The 16,551-nt window shown below is 68.6% G+C and carries 17 protein-coding genes and 1 tRNA gene; 7 read left to right on the top strand and 11 right to left on the bottom strand.

The features are described 5' to 3' along the window. Positions 1-22: 22 nt before the first annotated feature. The 4 genes from BMY74_RS21075 to BMY74_RS21060 form a co-directional block, all read right to left on the bottom strand. A complete protein-coding gene (locus tag BMY74_RS21075) occupies positions 23-862 on the bottom strand; it encodes a DUF4097 family beta strand repeat-containing protein (protein WP_089918557.1) in 840 nt (279 codons plus the stop codon). Between the two features lie 79 nt (positions 863-941). After that, positions 942-1,496, bottom strand: coding sequence for a hypothetical protein (locus BMY74_RS21070; protein WP_089918555.1), 555 nt, complete (start codon positions 1,494-1,496; stop codon positions 942-944). 4 nt (positions 1,497-1,500) lie between these two features. Further along, positions 1,501-2,076, bottom strand: coding sequence for a TetR/AcrR family transcriptional regulator (locus tag BMY74_RS21065; RefSeq protein ID WP_089918553.1), 576 nt, complete (start codon positions 2,074-2,076; stop codon positions 1,501-1,503). An 8-nt stretch (positions 2,077-2,084) separates the two neighbouring features. Beyond that, positions 2,085-2,408, bottom strand: coding sequence for a DMT family transporter (locus BMY74_RS21060; protein WP_089918551.1), 324 nt, complete (start codon positions 2,406-2,408; stop codon positions 2,085-2,087). Positions 2,409-2,552: 144 nt separating this feature from the next. Between BMY74_RS21060 and BMY74_RS21055 the strand changes: the two genes are divergently transcribed. After that, entirely contained in the window at positions 2,553-4,814 is a 2,262-nt protein-coding gene (locus BMY74_RS21055; RefSeq protein WP_089918549.1) for a (Fe-S)-binding protein, read from the top strand. Between the two features lie 60 nt (positions 4,815-4,874). On the opposite strand, the gene BMY74_RS21050 is transcribed toward BMY74_RS21055, so the two are convergent. The 3 genes from BMY74_RS21050 to BMY74_RS21040 all read right to left on the bottom strand — a co-directional run bounded on the left by BMY74_RS21050 (position 4,875) and on the right by BMY74_RS21040 (position 7,275). Beyond that, positions 4,875-5,255, bottom strand: a complete 381-nt coding sequence (locus BMY74_RS21050; RefSeq protein WP_089918548.1) for a phage holin family protein — start codon at positions 5,253-5,255, stop codon at positions 4,875-4,877. Between the two features lie 32 nt (positions 5,256-5,287). Then, on the bottom strand, positions 5,288-6,562 hold the full coding sequence (locus BMY74_RS21045; protein WP_089918546.1) for a hypothetical protein: 1,275 nt from the start codon (positions 6,560-6,562) through the stop codon (positions 5,288-5,290). A 161-nt stretch (positions 6,563-6,723) separates the two neighbouring features. Then, positions 6,724-7,275 carry a MarR family winged helix-turn-helix transcriptional regulator gene (locus BMY74_RS21040; protein ID WP_089918544.1) on the bottom strand — a complete coding sequence of 184 codons (552 nt, stop codon included), beginning with the start codon at positions 7,273-7,275 and terminating at the stop codon, positions 6,724-6,726. A gap of 265 nt (positions 7,276-7,540) precedes the next feature. Between BMY74_RS21040 and BMY74_RS21035 the strand changes: the two genes are divergently transcribed. Next, positions 7,541-8,521 (top strand): cation diffusion facilitator family transporter, encoded by a 981-nt coding sequence (locus tag BMY74_RS21035; protein WP_089918542.1) that lies wholly within the window; start codon positions 7,541-7,543, stop codon positions 8,519-8,521. Here the strand turns inward: BMY74_RS21035 and dcd are convergent. Further along, entirely contained in the window at positions 8,518-9,099 is a 582-nt protein-coding gene (gene dcd / locus BMY74_RS21030; protein ID WP_089918540.1) for a dCTP deaminase, read from the bottom strand. The two genes, BMY74_RS21035 and dcd, sit on opposite strands and share 4 nt — an antisense overlap. Before the next feature lie 73 nt (positions 9,100-9,172). Here dcd and BMY74_RS21025 point away from each other — a divergent pair. Further along, a tRNA-Gly gene (locus tag BMY74_RS21025) sits at positions 9,173-9,246 on the top strand. Between the two features lie 70 nt (positions 9,247-9,316). Here BMY74_RS21025 and BMY74_RS21020 read toward each other — a convergent pair. After that, entirely contained in the window at positions 9,317-9,733 is a 417-nt protein-coding gene (locus tag BMY74_RS21020) for a hypothetical protein (RefSeq protein WP_245786269.1), read from the bottom strand. Positions 9,734-9,850: 117 nt separating this feature from the next. Here BMY74_RS21020 and BMY74_RS21015 point away from each other — a divergent pair, with 117 nt between their 5' ends. Beyond that, positions 9,851-10,213 carry a hypothetical protein gene (locus BMY74_RS21015; RefSeq protein WP_143091651.1) on the top strand — a complete coding sequence of 121 codons (363 nt, stop codon included), beginning with the start codon at positions 9,851-9,853 and terminating at the stop codon, positions 10,211-10,213. On the opposite strand, the gene BMY74_RS21010 is transcribed toward BMY74_RS21015, so the two are convergent. Continuing rightward, a complete protein-coding gene (locus BMY74_RS21010; protein ID WP_089918533.1) occupies positions 10,173-11,681 on the bottom strand; it encodes a sodium:solute symporter family protein in 1,509 nt (502 codons plus the stop codon). The genes BMY74_RS21015 and BMY74_RS21010 overlap by 41 nt on opposite strands. Before the next feature lie 276 nt (positions 11,682-11,957). Here BMY74_RS21010 and BMY74_RS21005 point away from each other — a divergent pair, with 276 nt between their 5' ends. Then, complete coding sequence (locus BMY74_RS21005; protein WP_089919076.1) at positions 11,958-12,596, top strand: response regulator transcription factor; 639 nt, start codon at positions 11,958-11,960, stop codon at positions 12,594-12,596. Between the two features lie 229 nt (positions 12,597-12,825). Here the strand turns inward: BMY74_RS21005 and BMY74_RS21000 are convergent, their stop codons facing one another. Further along, positions 12,826-13,401 carry a TetR/AcrR family transcriptional regulator gene (locus BMY74_RS21000; RefSeq protein WP_089918531.1) on the bottom strand — a complete coding sequence of 192 codons (576 nt, stop codon included), beginning with the start codon at positions 13,399-13,401 and terminating at the stop codon, positions 12,826-12,828. A gap of 81 nt (positions 13,402-13,482) precedes the next feature. Here BMY74_RS21000 and BMY74_RS20995 point away from each other — a divergent pair, with 81 nt between their 5' ends. Together BMY74_RS20995 and BMY74_RS20990 are read left to right on the top strand one after the other, a co-directional pair. Beyond that, positions 13,483-14,517, top strand: a complete 1,035-nt coding sequence (locus BMY74_RS20995; protein WP_089918529.1) for an FAD-dependent oxidoreductase — start codon at positions 13,483-13,485, stop codon at positions 14,515-14,517. A 151-nt stretch (positions 14,518-14,668) separates the two neighbouring features. Beyond that, the gene (locus BMY74_RS20990; protein WP_089918528.1) at positions 14,669-16,504 is read left to right on the top strand and encodes an acyl-CoA dehydrogenase; all 1,836 of its coding nucleotides are present in this window, start codon (positions 14,669-14,671) and stop codon (positions 16,502-16,504) included. Positions 16,505-16,551: the final 47 nt, after the last annotated feature.

Here is a 16,551-nt window from a genome sequence, read left to right as displayed (position 1 = left end):
GGCCCTCGACACAGTCCCTGGTCTAGATGCCCACGACGCGGACGTCCCCCGACCCGGTGTCGAGCAGCAGCTCGGTCTTCCCCGACGGATCGGTCGGCACGTTGATCCGCCGGTCACCGCTGCCCGACTGCCCGAGGATCTTGAACGGACCGCCCGGCACCCGCAGGAGGATGTCGCCGGATCCGGAGTTCGCCCGCACCGGTCGCTCCGAGAGCAGCGTCAGGGCGATGTTGCCCGAGGAGGCGTCGGCCGTGATGTCGTTCTCCATCGCGGTGCCGTTGATGTCACCGGAGTGGGTGAGGAGCGTCGCCTTGCCCTTGATCGCGTCGAGCGTGATGTTGCCCGAGGAGACCTCCACGATCAGGCTTCCGCCGACCCCGGCGGCGTCGACGTCGCCCGATCCCGAGCTGACCCGGACGTCCCCCCGGACGTCCTGGATCTTGAGGTTGCCGGACCCCGTCCGGTAGTCGACCCCGGCCACGCCGTCGAAGATGCCGTCGCCGGACCCCGTCGAGCCCTGCACGGTGATCTTCTCGTCCGGGACCAGGACCTCGTAGTTGATCTCGCAGTCCCGGCCGCACCCGTCGAGCACCAGCGTGTCGCCCTCGACGCGGTGCGCGACGCCCGACGGCTTGGTGTTCTTCGTGTGCTCGACCCGGCGGTGGATCTTCGTCTCGGTCAGCCCCTGCTGGTACCGGATCGTCACGTCCCCGGCGTCGTCGTCACTGCGGACCTTGACCGAGCTGAACTTCTCCGCGACCACGTGGTCGTCGGAGAACTCGTACTTCACGATGCGGATGCCACAGGCCGACACCGTGAGCACCGCCCCCACCACCAACGCCGCCAGCGCCGTCCTCATCATGACCTCAAAAGTAGAGGCGGCGGGGCTCGGCGACACGGCTGCAAGCCCCCGGAGCAGGGGTGGGGTTCTCCCTACCCCCTCAGGCCAGCTCCTCCAGCACCGCGCGCAACGCGGGAGCCGTGCGGGCCGGGTCGTTCAGGAAGCGGGTCGACGCCAGCACGTGCGCGGGCGCGATGCGTTCCCACAGCAGGCCGTCGACCGGCACCTCGGCGATGTGCAGCTCCACGCTCTGCGCCCACCGGCCGATGCGCGACTCGATGCCGCGCAGCACGTCGCCGATCGGCAGCGCGGCGGGGCTCTGCACGCGGTGCAACTGCTCGATGCCGGGCTTCAGCGCGAGCACGGCGGCACGGCTGGCGGGCCTGGTCAGCAACGCCGCGGCGTCCTCGGGGGCCGGGGGTTCGACGCCGTGCGTGCACGCGTCCAGCGCGTCCGCCCACCAGCCCGGCCACTCGGCGGTCACGGCGGCGCGGTCGGTGCCGAGCGGCACCTGCACCGGCAGCGACGGCTCCAGGCCCGGCACGTGCGGTTCGACGTCGACCGACAACGCCAGCGAGTCGCGCACGTACAGCGCGGCGAGCAGCCCCAGGCTCACCCCGTGGCTGATGCCGGACACCTCTCGCGCGAACCTCATGGCCTCATTCTTCCCGCGGGGCGGCCGTGAGTTCGTCGCGACCGCGGATCAAGAAGGACACGATTGGCTCCAGCTCGGCCTCGTTCGGGGCGACGTCGGCGATCAGCCCCTGGATGAGCAGTCCGTCGATCGCCGCGAGGAACGCCCGGAACCCGGTGGGGTCCGCGGGCCTCGCGAGCTCCACGGCCAGGTCGAGCCACCGGCGCGCGGCGGGCTTGAGCTCGGGACGGCGGCCCGCCAGCAGGTACAGCTCGTACTCGGCGAGCGTGCGGCCGCGGTGCTCGTCGACGGCCTGTGCCAGGCACTGGGCGATCTCCCGCGCGCTGCCGGTCGCGACGACGTGCAGCATCTCGTCGCACAGTTCCTCGGCGGACCACAGCAGCGTGGCGATCAGCAGGTCGTCGAGCGTCGCGTAGTAGTAGGTGGGCGCCGTCGTCGGCACGCCGGCCTCACGGGCGACGCTGCGGTGGGTCACGCCGGTGACGCCGTCGCGTTCGATCACGCGCAGGGTGGCCTCGACGATGGCGCGCCGCTTCTTCTCGCCGCGCGCCTTGCGGCCGTCGACCTTCTGGAACTCCACTACCGCGGTCAGTGCGTCCTCCCGAGTTCGAGCGTCACCACGCCTCCGATGATCAGGGCCAGCCCGACGACCATCGTGGGGTTGAGCGTTTCGCCGAGGAACTTCCAGCCGATGACGGCGACGGCAGCGACACCGATGGCAGACCATACGGCGTACGCGACGCCCACGGGCATACCCAACTTCAACGCGCGCGAAAGTGCGGTGAAGGCGATGGCGTAGCCGACGACGACCACCACGGACGGCCAGAGTCTGCTGAAGCCCTCGGACAGTTTCAACGACACGGTGGCGGCGATCTCGCCCACGATCGCCGCGGCGAGGTACAGGTACAGCACGGCGACCTCCGGGGTCTCAGACCAACTACCTGAACAAGTGTTCCATAAGTTTTTGATCAACTTCTGGCTACTTGACCGGTACGTGACGAGACACCGGCCACGTCCAAGTGGTTACTGATCAGTAACGTGGCCTAGACTCCCGCCATGACCCTCCAGCTGGTTCTCGGACTCGTCGCCGTGGCGGTGAGCGTCGTCGCCTGGGGCGTGTTCGTCGCCGGGGTGCTGAAGCAGATCAAGATCATCCGGCTCGGCCAGCCGGACGGCACCCGCTTCGGGCCGTTCGTGCCGCGCATGAAGACGATGATCGTCGAGTTCGTCGCGCACACCAGAATGGCGAAGTTCCGCTCGGTCGCCCCCTGGCACTGGATGGTGATGTGGGGCTTCCTCATCGGCTCCGCGGTGCTGTTCGAGGCGTACGGCGAGGTGTTCGACCCGCACTTCCACTGGCCGGTCATCGGCACGTGGTCGGTCTGGCTGCTGCTGATCGAGCTGCTGGGTCTCGGCACCGTCGTCGGTGGTGTGGCCCTCGCGGTCATCCGCCAGCGCAACCACCCGCGCCGCGCCGACCGGGTCTCCCGCTTCCAGGGCTCGGACTTCAAGTCCGCCTACTTCGTCGAGGCCGTCGTCATCATCGAGGGCATCGGCATCCTCATGGTGAAGGCGTTCAAGCAGTCGAGCGGCCTCGAGTCCGCGCCGCTGTGGACGTCGTTCGTGACGCAGCCGCTCGCGCAGATCCTGCCCGCCGCGCCCATCTGGGTGTCGGTGATGGCGCTGGTCAAGCTGCTGAGCGGCATGATCTGGCTGGTCGTCGTCGGCCGGAACCTCACGATGGGTGTCGCCTGGCACCGCTTCTCGGCGTTCTTCAACATCTACTTCAAGCGCGAGGACGACGGTGGCGTCGCCCTCGGCGCGCTGAAGCCGATGATGTCCGGCGGCAAGGTCCTCGACCTGGAAGAGGCCGACCCGGACAAGGACGTGTTCGGCGTCGGCAAGGTCGAGGACTTCAGCTGGAAGGGCTGGCTCGACTTCTCCACCTGCACCGAGTGCGGCCGCTGCCAGTCGCAGTGCCCCGCCTGGAACACCGGCAAGCCGCTGTCGCCCAAGCTGGTCATCACGCAGCTGCGCGACCACGCCTACGCCAAGGCGCCGTACCTGCTGGCCGGCGGCTCGCGCGACATGGCCGGTGACGAGGTCGGCCTGACCGAGGACAAGTACGAGGACTACAAGAAGCGCCTCGAGTCGATCGACGTGCTGGCGATGGCCGAGTCCGAGCGCCCGCTGGTCGGCGGCCCGGACGAGCTGGGCGTCATCGACCCCGAGGTGCTGTGGTCCTGCACGACCTGCGGCGCGTGCGTCGAGCAGTGCCCGGTCGACATCGAGCACGTCGACCACATCGTCGACATGCGCCGCTACCAGGTGCTGATCGAGTCGAACTTCCCGACCGAGCTCGGCGGGATGTTCAAGAACCTGGAGAACAAGGGCAACCCGTGGGGCCAGAACGCCAAGGACCGCCTGGCGTGGACCGAGGGCCTCGACTTCGAGGTGCCGGTGTTCGACGGCGAGCTGGGCGACGCGGAGTACCTGTTCTGGGTCGGCTGCGCCGGTGCGTTCGAGGACCGCGCGAAGAAGACCACGCGCGCCGTCGCCGAGCTGCTGCACACCGCGGACGTCAAGTACACCGTGCTCGGCCCGGAGGAGACCTGCACCGGTGACCCGGCCCGCCGCGCCGGCAACGAGTTCCTGTTCCAGATGCTCGCACAGCAGAACGTCGAGGTGCTCAACTCGGTGTTCGAGGACCGGCCCGCCGGTCAGCGCAAGATCGTCGTCACGTGCGCGCACTGCTTCAACACGCTGGCCAACGAGTACCCGTCGGTCGGCGGCACGTACGAGGTCGTGCACCACACGCAGCTGCTCAACAAGCTGGTGCGCGAACGCCGCCTGGTGCCGGTCGCGCCGGTCACCGAGGACGTCACGTACCACGACCCGTGCTACCTGGGCCGCCACAACAAGGTCTACGAGGCACCACGTGAGCTGATCGGGGCGTCGGGCGCGAAGCTGCGCGAGATGCCGCGGCACGAAGAGCGCTCCATGTGCTGTGGTGCCGGTGGCGCCCGCATGTGGATGGAGGAGCGGATCGGCAAGCGCATCAACCTCGACCGCGTGGACGAGGCGCTGGGCACCGCGCCGTCGAAGATCGCGACCGGCTGCCCGTTCTGCCGCGTGATGCTGACGGACGGCGTGACCGCGCGGCAGTCCGACGGCCAGGCCGGTGCGCACGTCGAGGTGGTGGACGTGGCGCAGATGCTGCTGGAGTCCGTCCGCCGCGGCACGGAGAAGAAGGACACGCCGACCGACGAGGTCCCGACCGGCACGCCGCTGCCGGACGAGGACAAGGCGAAGGCGTAGCCGCGGCAAGCGAAAAGGCCCTCGGTCCGTTGTGGACCGAGGGCCTTCCCGTTGGTGCGACTAGTCGTTGTCGGTGATCTTGTCGTAGACCACGTTCAGCACCCAGCCGGTCAGGGCGACGATGATCGCGCCCCAGAACGCGGGCCAGAAGCCGTCGACGCGGAACGGCAGGTCGAGCTGCTCGGCCAGCCACCCGGTGAGCATGAACAGCAGCGCGTTCACGACGAGCCCGATCAGGCCGAGCGTGAGCAGGTAGAACAGGCAGCCGAAGAACTTCACCAGCGGCTTCACGATCGCGTTGACCAGGCCGAAGATCACGGCGACGCCGATCAGCGTGAGGATTCTCGAGCCGGTGGAGCCCTCGCCCAGGTCGATGCCGGGGAGGGCGGTCGACACCCAGACCGCCACGGCGGTCAGCAGCACATGCACCAAGATGCCCATGCCGCAGCCTAGCCGTGGCGGGTCCTAAGTGGTCAGGACCGGCGGCGGCGTGCCACGAAGAACGCCGAGGCACCGACCGCCAGCAGCACCGCGCCCAGTGCCAGGGGACCGAACACCGACGCGCCCGTGGACGCGAGGCCGGACCCGTTGCCCGCCTTGGCGACGGCCGGAGCGGTCGTGGTCGGCACGGCGCTCTGCGACGGCGAGGTCGACGTCGTCGGAGCGGTGGTGCCCTTCTCGACGACCTTGACGGCGATCGGCGGCAGCAGGACGTTGTTCTTGCGGTCGACGTCCTGCAGGTTGCCGAAGTTGAAGCGCACGATCGGCTGCACCTTGTCGAACGTGAGGTCGTTCAGCTCGACCTTGAGCACGACGTCCGCCTGCTCGCCCGGCAGGATCTTCGCGACGGTCTCGAACTCGTCGTCGCGACCGTTGATGAGCTTGATGTTGTCGCTGTGCGACACCAGTTTCGCGACGAACTCCGCCATGACGACGGACGGGACGACCGGCACGTTGCCCTTGTTCGCGAGCGTCAGCTTGACGTCGACCTGCTCGCCGAGGACGTAGGAGTCCTTGGCGGGCACGACGGACGCGGACAGCGCGATGTCGGCCCTGGCCTCGACGTACCGCACGTCGGCCCGGACCTCGCGGTTGTCGGCGCCGACGAGGGCGGTCGTGCCGGAGACCCAGTCGACGTCCGAGGCCGTCCTCGGCTTCGCGAGCGCCAGGCCGTCCTTCGTGAGGTCCGGCGCGGTCAGCGTGAGGGCACCGAACGGGAGGTCGAGCTGGTAGGCGCCGTCCGGGCCGGCCTGGGCCTCGCCGCTGAACTGCGCGCCGGAGTGGACCTGACCGGTCACCTTCACCTTGCCGCCGTGGGTCTTCTCCTCGGCCTGCTTCACACCGTCGCCGTTGGTGTCGACGAAGGTCACGCCGTTGAGGAAGTAGCCGCGCAGCGGGTAGTCGGCGTCGGTCCTGGACTCGGACGCGTCGTGTCCGAGCCTGGTGCTGGAGTAGTCCTTCTCCAGGCTGCTGGTGACGTACTTCGGGCCCTTGGGCAGCACGGCGCGGTAGCGGCCGTCCGGACCGGTCGGGAAGGTGCCGACCAGCTCGTTGGTGCCCTGGACCCGGATCTGGACCCCCGGCCCGCCGGCCCGGACGTTCTCCCCGGCGGTGAAGGCGTTGTCGCCGTTCCGGTCGATGTAGAACAGACCCTCGACGGTGATCGTCTCGCCCTGCGCGGCGGCGGACACGGCCGCCGAAGGCAGGACGAAGGCAGCCGTCATCGCGACGGCGAAGAACTTCTTCACTGATCCCCCAGTGTTCGATTGCTCCAGTTAGGACATCGGAGCACCGGGGGCCGATGTTGCGTGATCCAGGTCACTCACTCCGACAGCGGGTAGCCACCCATCTCGCACCCCTCCCTCTCGCGCCATTTAGCACGATATCGGATAGTACGAGATCGTAGCAATCATTCCTCGGCGTCGAGTGCGAGCCGCGTGCGGCGATGCGCGGGCCCCAGTTCTCCGGACAGCACCTCCATCACCTGGCGCAGCAGGTCGCGGAGGTTCTCGAGGTCTGCGCCGGGCAGCGCGGTGAAGAGGTCGCGCTCCCGTTCCGCCTGGCCCGCGACGATCCGCAGGAAGATCTCGCGGCCGGCGCCGGTCAATGTGGCGGGCAGCGACCGGCGGTCGCTCGGGTCGAGCTCGCGGACCACGAGCCCCGCCTTCTCCAGCCGGTCGAGTCGGCTCGTGATCGTGGTGGCCGGGCTCAGCGTGCCGTTCGCGAGCTGCTTGGGCGTGAGCCGGTGCGGCGGCCCGATCCAGAAGAGGCGGGCGAGGATCTCGTAGTCGGCGCGGTTGAGCCCGTGCGGCGCGGCGATCTCCGTCGCCAGGAAGTCGAGGTACTTGCTGATCTGGTGCACCCGGTCGACCACGCCCTCGACCACCGGATCGATCTCCGGCACCGCGGCCCGCCACGACTCGACCTCGGCATCGGTGTCGTCCGCACCCCGTTCGCCCATCTCACGATGGTAGTTGCGCCCCACATGCGGAACGGCCCGCGTCTCTCCCGGACGCGGGCCGTTCCGTCTTACCCCCTGGTGATCAGCGTCCCCCCGGTGCGGATCCCAGCCTTAAGACACCCCAGGCCCGCCGGATGTTGCTCCGGCCGCCGAATGTCACTCGAATGCAGTAACGGCCGCGCAAACGCAACACGAGTCCGGCCACCTTTCCTCTTCCGATCGCCGCAACAGGTGCACGCACGTCCTGCGTCCTAGGCTGATCGTCATGAGCGAGAAACCGCAGGGCTCAGGCGAAAGCAACCTCACCGTCGTCCTGGCCCTGCTGGTGAATCTGGCGATTGCGGTCATGAAGGCCATTGCGGGCGTTTTGACCGGTTCGGCCGCGATCCTCTCCGAAGCCGCGCACTCGGTCGCCGACACGTTCACCGAGGCGTTGCTGCTGACCGCCCTGCGCCGCTCGGACCGCCCCGCCGACCGCCGCCACCCGTTCGGCTACGGCAAGGAGCGCTACTTCTGGTCGCTGCTGGCCGCGGTCTCGATCTTCGCCTCGGGCGCGGTGTTCGCGTTCTACGAAGGCTTCCGCACGGTCTTCGGCCACCCGGAGGAGCAGACCCGCCCGCTCGTCGGCTACATCGTGCTGGGCCTCGCGTTCGCGCTGGAATCCGTCTCGTGGACGCAGGCGTTCCGGCAGGTCCGCTCCGAGTCCAAGGCGCACGGCCGCGGGTTCTGGGACTTCCTGCGGGTCTCCGACGACCCGACCGTGAAGACGGTCTTCCTGGAGGACTCCGCCGCCCTGATCGGCCTGCTGCTGGCGTTCGCGGGCCTCGGCCTGCACCAGCTGACCGGCTCGTCGGTGTGGGACGGCCTCGCGTCACTCGCGATCGGCCTGCTGCTGGCGGTGGTCGCCTACGTGCTGGCGCGCACCAACCGCGGCCTGCTGATCGGACGGCAGGCGGACCCGGTGGTGGTGAAGGCGATCTGGCGCAGGCTCGGCGAGGTGCGCGAGGTGGACGCCGTCGTGGACGTCCTGACGATGCTCATCGGCACCGACCGCGTGCTGCTGTGCGCCCGCCTCGACTTCGACGACGCCCTCACCGCACATCAACTGGAGGACGCCTGCGTGCGCATTTCCGCGGAGCTGCGCGCGGAGTTCCCCGACCTCGACGAGATCTTCCTCGAACCGGTCCCGCGCACCGACCCGGAACTGCGCCGCCGCGTGCTGGAGCGCTACGGCGACCTGGGCTAGCGGCGCGTGTCCGTGCGGTGGAAGTTGAGGTACGCGCGGCTGGGCGTGGGCCCGCGCTGCCCCTGGTACCGGCTGCCGGCCTGCGACGAACCGTAGGGGTGCTCCGCCGGGCTCGACAGCTTGAACAGGCAGAGCTGCCCGATCTTCATGCCGGGGTGCAGCGTGATGGGCAGGTTCGCGACGTTCGACAGCTCCAGCGTGATGTGGCCGGAGAAGCCGGGGTCGATGAAGCCAGCCGTGGAGTGCGTCAGCAACCCGAGCCGCCCGAGACTGGACTTGCCCTCGAGCCGCCCCGCCAGGTCGTCCGGCAGCGTCACCATCTCGTAGGTGGACCCGAGCACGAACTCGCCGGGGTGCAGCACGAACTGCTCGTCCGCCGGCGTCTCGATCAGGCTCGTCAGGTCGTCCTGCTGCTGCGCGGGGTCGATGTGCGTGTACTTCGTGTTGTTGAAGACCCGGAAGAACCGGTCGAGCCGCACGTCGATGCTCGACGGCTGGAGCATCTCGACGTCGAAGGGGTCGAGGACGAGACGGCCGGACTCGACCTCTTTGCGCAGATCCTGGTCACTCAGCAGCACCCGGACAGGCTAACCGAAGATGCGCGCGGGTCACGTTGCACGCCTGTGTATGATCGACGACGAGCTTGCTCATGCGGGTGTAGTTCATTGGTAGAACGACAGCTTCCCAAGCTGTAGAGGCGGGTTCGATTCCCGTCACCCGCTCCACTCGAAGGCCCTCCTCGCGGAGGGCCTTCGTCGTTTCCAGCAGCGAGGCGGACCGGGGACGGCGGGCTGACTAGTCGACCGGCAGGCCCCACGGGCGGCGGTCCAACTCCACCCAGCCGCCGCCTTGAGCGAGTGCAGCGCGCACACCGGCCACGTGGTCCGCGAACGACGCGAGGTCGCCGTGCAGGAGTTCGGCGCGTTCAACGTCCAGGGGGTGTGTGTCGTCGTGCCACAGGTCGACGGCGAACGAGGCCACGAAGGACATGGACTGCAGCAGTTGCAGCAGGGCGACGGACGGACGTGAGGTCTCGGCGAGGTAGGAGAGGCGGATTTCCTCGCACACGGCGAGGAGCGCGCGCACCTGGCGGATGGCGTCGGCCGGTGTGCCGTCCCAGGAGGGGTCCGGCCACACGCGGTCGCTGAGCTCCAGCCAGAGTCGCCAGCCGGTAGCGAGTTCCGCGTCGTCTGAGGGAGACCACTTGCCCATGCATTCACTGTGCATGGGCAAGCTACAAGTGTCTCGTGACGATGACGCACGCCACGACAACCGATGCGCCACATGTGCGTCCTGTAGCGCATGACGCGTTCCTGGCAAGGACAGAGCGTGAAGAGTCTTGTGGTCGGGCTCGCCGTGGGCGTGGTGCTGGCGGTGCTCGCGATGCCCGCGCTGAAGTACGAGGTCACCGATCACGCCAACCTGCTGACGCGCGTGCTCGCCTACGGGTTCCTGTTGGTGCCGGTCGCGGTCGTCACCGTGTTGAAGAGCAAGTTCCCGGTGACGCACACGACCGGACTGGTCCTGGGGGCGACGGTGGTGCTGGCGGGCACGGCCACCACCTACACCGGCACGCCGATGCCCTACGTGTGGCTCGCGGCGGCGACCCTGTTCGGGTGCGCCGCCGCGAGGATCATGCGGAACGAAAGGCTTACGCCTTCACCTTCTCCGGTTCCGGCTCGTCGGAGCTGAGCGAGTCGAGCAGTGCGTCGCGCTCGGTGGACGGCTCCTTCTTGAGGAAGCCGATCGCCAGGTAGAGCACCAACGAGAGCAGCAGCGGCCACGAGACGAGCACGCCCTTGGTGACCCACGCGGCCTTGTTCATCTGCTCGATGTAGAGGAACGCCCACATGCCGAGGCCGCCGACGACCGACGCGATGGCCGCTGTGGAGCCGATCCTGCGGAACCACGGGAGCAGGCCGAGCATCAGCGGGATCGCGATCGGGCCCATCGTGGCGGCGACCAGGTCGACCACCACCTTGAGCACGAAGCCCTGGCCTCCCGAGGCGATGGCGATGATCATGCTGACGCCGATGAAGGTGAACGTCGTGATCCGGGCCAGCTTCAGCTGGTTGTCCGCGGAGAACGTCTTCACCTTCTTCCACAGGTGGGGCAGCATGTCGCGGTTGATCACGGCGGCGATGACGTTCGCATCCGACGACACCATGGCCATGGTGTGCGAGAAGAAGCCGGCCAGGACCAGGCCGATCATGCCCGCGGGCAGCATCTGCTTGCCCATCTCGATGTAGGCGTTCTCCGCCTGCGCGCCTTCGAGGCCCGGCACGATCAGCGGCGCCGCCCACATCGGGAAGAACAGCACGAGCGGCCACACCAGCCACAACGCCGACGAGAGGAGCGCGGACCGCTTGGCCGCGAAGCCGGACGGCGCGGCCATGTAGCGCTGCGCCAGGTTCCACATGCCGCCGTTGTACTCGAGCGTCTTGATCAGGAAGAGCGCCATGAGGAACGTCGACGTGTACGGGCCCGCCAGCGGGTCGCTGTGGCTCTCCGGGAGCTTGTCCCAGATCGTCACGGGGAAGCTCCAGCCGAGGGTGCCGGCGACGGCGAAGAACATCGCGAAGCCCGCGGCCGCCTGGATGATGAACTGGCCGAAGTCGGTGAGCGCGTCGGCCCACAGGCCGCCGAGCACGGAGTAGACCATCGTGACCAGGCCGATGATGACGATGCCCCACGTGATCGGGACACCCGCGAAGCCGCGGAGCAGGATCGCGACGGCCGCCCACTTCGCGGCGATGTCGACGACCTTGAGCAGTGCGCCCGCGTAGGCCATGACCTGCTGGGTGGGCAGGTTGTAGCGCTTGGCCAGGTACTCGAGCGGCGACTTGACGTCGTGCTTCGAGCGCAACCGGTTCCACCGCGGCGCGAACAGGAACGCACCGATGCCGACGCCGACACCGATCGTCAGCGACCACCACACGTAGACGGTGAGCCCGAGCCGGTACGCCTCGGAGGCGAACGCCACGAACATGACCGCGCTGTAGCCCGACATGTGGTGCGAGATGCCGGACAACCACCACGGCATCTTGCCGCCGGCCGTGAAGAAGTCGGCGATGTTCTGGACCCGCCCACGCGACCAGAGCCCGATCGCGACCATCACGAAGAAATAGCCGACAACCACGATCCAATCGAGGGTGCCCATGTGACCTCCTTGCGTGCACACACGTGTGCCCGCGAGAGCACCAGGCCTCATGGCGGCGGAACCTGGCACATCCGCACGGGATATGTGACGTAGGTCTTACGAGACTGTTGCCCCGCGGCGGAAGGGTTTCGCCGGTCTTGAATCACATTCGTGACCCTTGTTCATACATGCGAACTTCGTTGGCGCCCCAACATTTCCGGTCCTGTTCCCGGCCTTTTTCGCGTCACGCGATCGGGGTAACGGCGTCACCCCTCCGGATGCACGAAGGAGGTGCTGATGCTCCCGCCAAGCCGGCCTGCTCCCGGCGTCGCGCTGATCGATCCTGTGCCGCTCTACCGCGAAGGCCTGTCCGCCCTGGTCAGGAGGACTCCCGGCCTGCGCTGGCTGGGGTCGACCGGCGACGTGGGCGCCGCCGTTCGCCTGCACGAACGACTGCGCCCCGACGTGCTGCTCATCGACTCCCTGCTCGACCCGGTCGGCCACCTGAGCCGCCTGCTGGTCGAGCGCGACCCAGCCCTGCTCGTCATCGGACTGGTCCGCGACGCGCACTCGCACGTGAACCACGTCACGACCGCACTGGAGGCGGGGGTCCGCGGCGTCGTGCCGCGCAGCGCCCAGCCGGAGCAGATCGTGCGGGTGATAGCTGAAACCTGCCGTTCACGTGCGTATGTGCACCCCGACCTGAGGGCGGGTGAACGGCCGACGTTGACCAAGCGCGAGCACGAGGTGCTGACGCTCATCGCGGACGGCTTGGAGAACCAGCAGGTCGCCGACGAGTTGGTGTTGTCCGTCGAGACCGTGCGCACCCATGTGAAGGGGATCTTGCGCAAGCTCAGTGCTCGCGACCGGACGCATGCGGTCTCACTCGCCTACCGGTCGGGGCTGTTGATCGGGCGGGCGGCGATGCCGGAGTAGAGGGGTGAGGTCCCGGCAGACGGGTGAGGCGCTGAAGAGCTGGCCAACGGCGCCTGAGCAGGCAGTCGAGACCTAACAGGTCAGGGCGCGCGGACGATCGCGACGAGGGGCTGATGCGCCCGTCGGCCTCGATGTCGTGGCCACGGCGCTCGCCGTCTGAACGCGACGAAGTCGGCCCTCGTGCTCAGGCAAGCGCCCGCACTCGCCTGACCAGGTCCGGACCGCCCGGTCAGCGCTGCCGATCACCCGCCCAGCCGTGCTCGAGCAGGCCGAACACCTCGTCGGCCGCCCGTGCGCGGTCCGGGCGGTCGAAGATCACGTCCCTCGCGTCCAACGCGAATCGGGCCAGCGCGGCGCACCTGACGTCGTCTGGCGGCGCGCCCGTCTCCTCCGCGATCGCTCTGGCCAGCGCGTCCTGGTGGCGCGTCCACATGCGGTGGCCGTACTCGCGCAGGGCCGGGGTCTCCAGCACGAGGCGCTGGAAGACCTCGAACTGCGGGTGATCGGCATGGCCTTCCGCCGCCTGGACGAAGTGGTCGCGCAGCGCCATCGGGATCGACCTGCCCTCGCGGTTGCGCACTACCTCCACCAGCGCCGACTCCTGCTCCTCGTCCTCGTCGAAGAGCAGCGCCTCCTTGCTCGGGAAGTGCTTGAACAGCGTCGTGACGGACACGTCCGCCGTGTCGGCGATCTCCTTCACGCCCACGTCGTCGAAGCCGCGGTCGAGGAACAGGCGCAGCGCCGCCTCGGCGATCGACTGGCGGGTCTGCAGCTTCTTCCGCTCGCGGCGGCCGAGCTCGGTCACCAGGTGACTGTACCACCAAGGTTGAGCCGGTTCAAAAGTGTAGTGGTTGCACTTTTTGAGTCGATGCGCTTTGCTGGGGGCATGACTTCGCCACGCATCGCCATCGCCGGAGCCGGCATCGGCGGCCTCACCTGTGCCCGCGTCCTCCAGTTGCACGGCTTCGAGCACGTTGCCGTCTTCGAGCGCGAGAGCTCGCCGGACGCCCGCCAGCAGGGCGGCACCATCGACCTGCACGCCGACAGCGGCCAGGAGGCCGTCCGCGCCGCCGGGCTCTTCGACGAGTGGCGCGCGCTCGCCCGGTTCGAGGGGCAGGAGCAGCGCGAGGTCGACCACGCCACCGCCGAGTTGGTCGAGCACCAGCCGCCGGAGGGCGACTTCCGGCCCGAGATCGACCGCGGCCAGCTCCGCGACCTCCTCCTCGGCTCGCTCGCGCCGGGCACCGTGCAGTGGGGGCGGGGCGTCGGGTCTGCGCGGCCGGGCGAGGTCACGTTCCTCGACGGCTCCACGGCCGCGTTCGACCTGGTCATCGGTGCGGATGGGGCCTGGTCCCGGGTGCGCCCCGCGCTGTCGCCCGCGGTGCCGCGGTACACCGGCGTGCTGTTCGTCGAGACCAGGCACGACGGCGACGAGGCACTGCTTACCCTCACCGGCCAGGGCACGATGGTCGCCGCCGATGAGGGCCTGATGCTGTGGGCGCAGCGCAACAGCGGGGACCACGTCCGCGCTTACGCCTGCCTGCGCGCGGATGAGGATTGGAAGCCCTCCAACGCCGAACTGATGGACCTGTTCGCCGGCTGGCACCCCTCGCTGCGGGCGTTCCTCGAGGGCGAGCTGATCCACCGGCCCCTGTACTCGCTGCCGGTGCCCCACACGTGGGAGCACACACCCGGTCTCACGCTGCTCGGCGACGCCGCGCACCTGCAGCCCCCGCTGGGCGTCGGCGCGAACCTCGCCATGCAGGACGCAGCCGAGCTCGCCCTCGCGATCGCGGAGCACGGTGTCCGAGACGGGGTGCCGGCCTACGAATCGGTCATGCTGCCGCGGGGCGTCAGCTTCGCCGAGCGCACGAACCCGGCGCTGCTCGAGATGGTCGGCGAGCGTCCCATACGCGTCTGACCGGCTCTCATGCCCGATTCAGGTCACTCGGAGGACTGTCTGATTCGCCACCAGTGGGTGGTCGGCCTTGCCGGGGTTACTGTCGAGTAATACTCTGTTGTTACCGGTCAGTAGGCGACCCCGCCGCGACCCTGAGGAGTGAGCTGACGAGATGGGCCACTACAAGAGCAACGTCCGGGACCTCGAGTTCAACCTGTTCGAGGTTTTCAACGTGCAGGACCACCTCGGCACGGGGCCGTTCGAGCAGTCCGACGAGGACACCGCGCGCAGCGTGCTGGCCGAGATCAAGAACCTCGCGGAGGGCGTTCTGGGCGACTCCTTCGCCGACGCCGACCGCAACCCGCCGGTGTTCGACCCGGCGACGCACACGGCGACCCTGCCGGAGTCGCTGAAGAAGTCGTACCAGGCGGTGTGGAACGGCGAGTGGTACCGCCTGTTCCTGCCGGAGGAGCTGGGCGGCTTCGGCACCCCCCGGTCCGTCATGTGGGCCGCGTCCGAGCTGCTGCTCGGCGCGAACCCCGCCGTCTACATGTACCTCGCGGGCCCGAGCTTCGCGACGGTCGTGCACAACAACGGCACCGAGCGCGACAAGCACTGGGCGCAGCTGATGATCGACCGCGGCTGGGGCGCCACGATGGTGCTGACCGAGCCGGACGCCGGTTCGGACGTCGGCGCCGGTCGCACCAAGGCGATCAAGCAGGACGACGGCTCCTGGCACATCGAGGGCGTGAAGCGCTTCATCACGTCCGCCGACCAGGACCTGACCGAGAACATCATGCACATGGTGCTCGCGCGTCCCGAGGGCGAAGGCATCGAGGCGAAGCCCGGCACCAAGGGTCTGTCGCTCTTCCTGGTGCCGAAGTTCCACTTCGACCCGGAGTCCGGTGACCTGGGCGAGCGCAACGGCGCCTTCGTGACCAACGTCGAGCACAAGATGGGCCTCAAGGCGTCCACCACGTGCGAGCTGACCTTCGGCCAGCACGGCGTGCCCGCCAAGGGCTGGCTGCTGGGCGAGGTGCACGACGGCATCGCGCAGATGTTCGACGTCATCGAGTACGCCCGCATGATGGTCGGCACCAAGGCCATCGCGACGCTGTCGACCGGCTACCTGAACGCGCTGTCCTACGCCAAGGAGCGCGTGCAGAGCGCCGACCTGACGCGCATGACGGACAAGACCGCCCCGCGCGTCACCATCACCAACCACCCGGACGTCCGCCGCAGCCTGATGCTGCAGAAGGCGTACGCCGAGGGCCTGCGCGCCGTGTACCTGTACACCGCGACGTTCCAGGACAAGGTGCTGCTCGGCGGCGACGACGCCAAGCTCGCGGCCCAGGTCAACGACCTGCTGCTGCCGATCGTCAAGGGCGTCGGCTCGGAGCGCGCGTACGAGCAGCTGGCGCAGTCGCTGCAGACGCTGGGCGGCTCGGGCTTCCTGCAGGAGTACCCGATCGAGCAGTACATCCGCGACGCGAAGATCGACTCGCTGTACGAGGGCACCACGGCCATCCAGTCGCTGGACTTCTTCTTCCGGAAGATCATCCGCGACAAGGGCCAGGCGCTCGCGTTCATCAACGGCGAGATCCAGTCGTTCCTCGACAACGAGGGTGGCAACGGCCGCCTGAAGGAGGAGCGGGCGCTGCTCAAGCAGGGTCTCGAGGACCTGCAGGGCATGCTCGGCGCGCTGGTCGGCTTCCTGACGAGCTCGCAGGAGGACGTCAGGAACATGTACAAGATCGGCCAGAACTCGGTCCGCCTGCTGATGACCGCGGGTGACGTCCTGGTCGGCTGGCTGCTGCTGCGCCAGGCCGAGGTCGCGCTGCAGAAGCTCGACGGCACCCCGTCCGCCAAGGACAAGGCGTTCTACGAGGGCAAGATCGCGGTGGCGTCGTTCTTCGCGAAGAACGTGCTGCCGGAGCTCACCTCGCGCCGCAAGATCGCGGAGTCCACGGACAACGCGCTCATGGACATCGACGAGAGCGTTTTCTAGAACGCCTCAGGACGACGGGTCCGTGCACCTCCTGCCCGAGGTGCACG

Origin of the sequence: Lentzea albida (assembly GCF_900111005.1) — a bacterium.
GTDB classification, from domain to species: domain Bacteria; phylum Actinomycetota; class Actinomycetes; order Mycobacteriales; family Pseudonocardiaceae; genus Lentzea; species Lentzea albida.
Note: the sequence above shows the minus strand (reverse complement) of the source record. Positions and strands in the feature narration are given on the sequence as shown.